Origin of the sequence: Amycolatopsis sp. (genome assembly GCF_035546795.1) — a bacterium.
Taxonomy (GTDB): domain Bacteria; phylum Actinomycetota; class Actinomycetes; order Mycobacteriales; family Pseudonocardiaceae; genus Amycolatopsis_E.
In genome coordinates, this window is the sequence record NZ_DASZWC010000060.1 from 1 (window position 1) to 3,811 (window position 3,811).

A 3,811-nucleotide genomic window follows, 5' to 3' on the forward strand; every position below is an offset into this window, starting at 1 on the left:
CAGCGCGGCACGGACCGCGTCCACCGACGGTGCGGCCTCAGTAGAGGTCACGGATAACACCGGCCTTTCTGGTCGGGAGGTACGTGTCTTCCATGCTAGGCGCCACCTAGATGGCCATACTCCGTAGCACGACAGCGATGACCGTCCGTAGCATGAACTCGATGGCTGATCGCTACCCACGGGACGACGAGCTCGGTGCCTGGCGCGAGTTCCTGCGGGCCCACGCCCGGCTCACCCGGCAGATGGAAACCGATCTCGTCCGCGAACAACGCCTGTCGCTGGCCTCCTACGACGTGCTGGTGCAGCTCGCCGAGGCCCCCGAGCGCCGGCTGCGGATGACCGACCTGGCCAACGCCCTGCTGCTCTCCCGCTCCGGGGTCACCCGGCTGGTCGGCAGGCTGGAGCGCATCGGCCTGGTCGCGCGCAGCCGGGCGGCGGGCGACGGTCGCGGGGTGGTGGCCGAGCTCACGGACCGCGGCCTGGACCGGCTGCGGACCGCCAGCAGCACCCACCTCACCGGCATCACCAGGCACTTCGCGGACCGGCTCGACCCGGCGCAGCTCGCCGTGCTCGCGGAGATCTGCGCGACGCTCGCCGGTCCCTCGGTCAGCCCGTCCCGCCCCGCCGAGACCCGCCCGCCCGTTCCGTCCCGGACCGGCCCGGCGCAGAACGGCCAGGGGCACCACGACCCCGCGCCGGACGCTCCGAACCCGGCCCCCCTCGCCGATCCGGACCGGGACGGTCGGATGCCGGCCGGTCAGCACCGCCCTGCTCAGACTGCCCCGGCTCTCTGACCTCGACGAGCCGCGCCAGCTCGGAACGCAGGAAGTCGCGGGTCACCACCTCGCCGACGGCCAGGCGCAGCGAGGCGAGCTCCCTGGCCAGGTACTCGGTGTCCGCCTTGGTGCGCTCGGCGCGTGCCCTGTCCTCCTCCAGCGCGATGCGGTCCCGGTCGTCCTGGCGGTTCTGCGCCAGCAGGATCAGCGGCGCGGCGTACGCGGCCTGTGTCGAGAAGGCCAGGTTGAGCAGGATGAACGGGTACGGGTCCCAGCGCAGCGTGGCCGCGCTCAGGTTGATCGCGATCCACACCACGACGATCAGCGTCTGCCAGAACAGGTACTTGCCGGTGCCGAGGAACCGCGCCAGCCGCTCGGACAGCCTGCCGAACGTGTCCGGATCGAAGCTGATCACGCGCCGCCGGGCCGCGCGGGGCTGATCCAGCCGGCGCCGGTGCAGCAGTTCAGGCATTTTCGACCTCCTCGGAATTGGCCACGTCCTTCAGGCCCGTTTCGCGCCAGTCCTCGGGCAGCAGATGGTCCAGCACGTCGTCCACGGTCACCGCGCCGAGCAGGTGGTCTTCGTCGTCCACCACCGGGCCGCAGGCCAGGTTGTACGCGGCGAAATACCGGGTGACCTCGGACAACGGGGCGCTTGGCCGCAGCACGGGCAGGTCGCTGTCGACGGCGCTCGCGACCAGTTCCGCCGGTGGTTCCCGGAGGAGCCGCTGGAAATGCGCCACCCCGACGTAGCGGCCGGTGGGGGTCGCGCTCGGCGGGCGGCAGACGAACACCATGGTGGCCAGTGCCGCCGGCAGATCGGCGTTGCGGATGTGGGCGAGCGCCTCGGCGACGGTGGAGTCCGGGGTGAGCACCACGGGCTCCGGGGTCATCAGCCCGCCCGCGGTATCCGACGAGTACGCGAGCAGGCGTTTGACCGGCTCGGACTCCGCCGGCTCCATCAGGTCCAGCAGCCGGTTCTGGTCCGCGGGAGCCAGCTCGGCGAGCAGGTCGGCCGCGTCGTCGGGGTTCATCGCTTCGAGGATGTCGGCCGCGCGTTCCTCGGTCAGGTGCTGCAGCAGTTCCTTCTGGTCGTCCTCGGGCAGCTCTTCGAGGAGGTCGGCGAGGTGCTCGTCATCCATCGAGTCGGCCACTTCGAGCCGCCGTTTGACCGGCAGATCCCGCACCGTGGCGGCCACGTCGACCGCGCGCATCGTGTCGAACAGCATCAGCAGCTGCCCGGCGCCCTGCGGCTGGCCGGACAGGTCGGTGAGCCCGAGCCCGGAGACCTCCGACCACGGCACGACGTGCAGCGTGGACCGGCGGCGCGTGAGCCCGATCCGGCCGGTGCGTTCCCGGACCGCGAGCTTCGCCAGCACCCAGTCCCTGGTGCGGGTGGGCTCCATCGCCGCGTCGGCGACGGTGACCCTGGCGCCGGTTTCCCGCATCGTCGCGTGCGCGTCGGTGAGCTGGCCGAGCACGAGGACTTCGTTGGGGCGCTGGTGGAACTGGCGCATGTTGACCGAACCGGTGGCGAGGGTGACGGCGTTGGGCTCGATCGAGGTCACCCGCAGCATCGGCACGAACACGCGGCGGCGTGTGGACAATTCGACGACAACGCCCAGAACCCGTGGCGGCTGCTGGTCCAGCCGCAGCCCGACGACCAGATCGCGAACCTTGCCGATCGACTCGCCGTCCGGTCCGAACACCGGCAGGCCGGCGAGCTGAGCGGCGAAAACCCTGTTCACGGGGGACATGGCGCTTAGGCTATCGGCACCGCACGCCCGTCGCCTACCGCGCTCGCCCGCGGTTTACCTTGTCCACAAAGGACTCCGGGGCTGTGTCAAGTGGACGGTCGGGGTGCCCGGGGGCGCGGAGTGGGCCGCCGCTTGTGTGACGGGGGTAACATCGCAGTACAGGGGCCCGATCCGGGGAGCTGCCATGGTGGTGGAAATCGTCTCCGTGCTGGCGGTGGCCGGCGTCACCTGGCTCGCCGCCAGCGTGCGCGTGGTCAAGCAGTTCGAACGCGGTCTGGTGTTCCGCTTCGGCCGGGTGCGGCCAAAGGTGCGGGAGCCCGGGCTGGCCATGCTGATGCCGGTGGCCGACCGGCTGCAGAAGGTGAACATGCAGATCGTGACCCTGCCGGTGCCCGCGCAGGAGGGCATCACCAGGGACAACGTCACGGTCCGGGTGGACGCCGTCGTCTACTTCAAGGTCATCGACCCGGTGGTGGCCGCGGTGAACGTGCAGGACTACCGCTTCGCCGTCGGACAGGTCGCGCAGACCTCCCTGCGCTCGATCATCGGCAAGAGCGAGCTGGACGACCTGCTCTCCAACCGCGAACGGCTCAACGAGGGACTGGAGATCATGATCGACAGTCCGGCGCTGGACTGGGGCGTGCACATCGACCGGGTGGAGATCAAGGACGTCGCGCTGCCCGAGACGATGAAGCGCTCGATGTCACGCCAGGCCGAAGCCGAACGGGAGCGCCGGGCGAGGGTCATTTCCGCCGACGGTGAGCTGCAGGCTTCGGAAAAGCTGTCCCAGGCCGCCGCGCGGATGGCCGACACCCCGGCCGCGCTGCAGCTGCGCCTGCTGGAAACGGTGGTGCAGGTTTCGGCGGAGAAGAACTCCACGCTCGTGCTGCCGTTCCCGGTCGAGCTGCTCCGGTTCGTCGACCGGTTCGGCAGGCCCGACGCGGAGGCGAAGCCTGCGACGGAAGAGGTCGCCGAGAACGGTCACGCGCCGCTGCCCAGGGCCGCGGAGGACGACCGGCCGGGCTGACCTCCGGCCACAGTGGACGGTGTGGGCGGGTCGTGAGCGTGCTCATAGCGGGACGGCGGCGGTAGGGGTCATACTCGGCGGTAACCAACCGCGCCACGACACAGGAGTCACGTATGGCCCGCCTGGCCCAGACCGCTGGTCTCACCGACGTGCAGTCCGAGATTCTGTCCACTGTGCGTTCGTTCGTGGACAAGGAGATCATCCCGCACGCGCAGGAGCTGGAGCATGCCGACGCGTACCCGGCGGACATC

General features: G+C 70.4%; 4 protein-coding genes and 1 pseudogene. 3 read left to right on the forward strand and 2 right to left on the reverse strand.

Translation table 11 applies throughout. The features are described 5' to 3' along the window. Positions 1-242: 242 nt before the first annotated feature. Positions 243-443, forward strand: a pseudogene (locus VHD82_RS36910) (MarR family transcriptional regulator); the annotation flags it as partial. Positions 444-606: 163 nt separating this feature from the next. Here VHD82_RS36910 and VHD82_RS31090 read toward each other — a convergent pair. Continuing rightward, a complete protein-coding gene (locus VHD82_RS31090; protein WP_325712131.1) occupies positions 607-1,248 on the reverse strand; it encodes a DUF1003 domain-containing protein in 642 nt (213 codons plus the stop codon). Beyond that, positions 1,241-2,533 (reverse strand): magnesium transporter MgtE N-terminal domain-containing protein, encoded by a 1,293-nt coding sequence (locus VHD82_RS31095; RefSeq protein ID WP_325712133.1) that lies wholly within the window; start codon positions 2,531-2,533, stop codon positions 1,241-1,243. The genes VHD82_RS31090 and VHD82_RS31095 overlap by 8 nt, the downstream gene beginning before the upstream one ends. Positions 2,534-2,717: 184 nt before the next feature. Between VHD82_RS31095 and VHD82_RS31100 the strand changes: the two genes are divergently transcribed. Next, complete coding sequence (locus tag VHD82_RS31100; protein ID WP_325712135.1) at positions 2,718-3,560, forward strand: SPFH domain-containing protein; 843 nt, start codon at positions 2,718-2,720, stop codon at positions 3,558-3,560. A 113-nt stretch (positions 3,561-3,673) separates the two neighbouring features. Next, positions 3,674-3,811, forward strand: a 138-nt coding sequence (locus tag VHD82_RS31105) for an acyl-CoA dehydrogenase family protein (RefSeq protein WP_325712137.1), incomplete at its 3' end; no start/stop codon positions are given.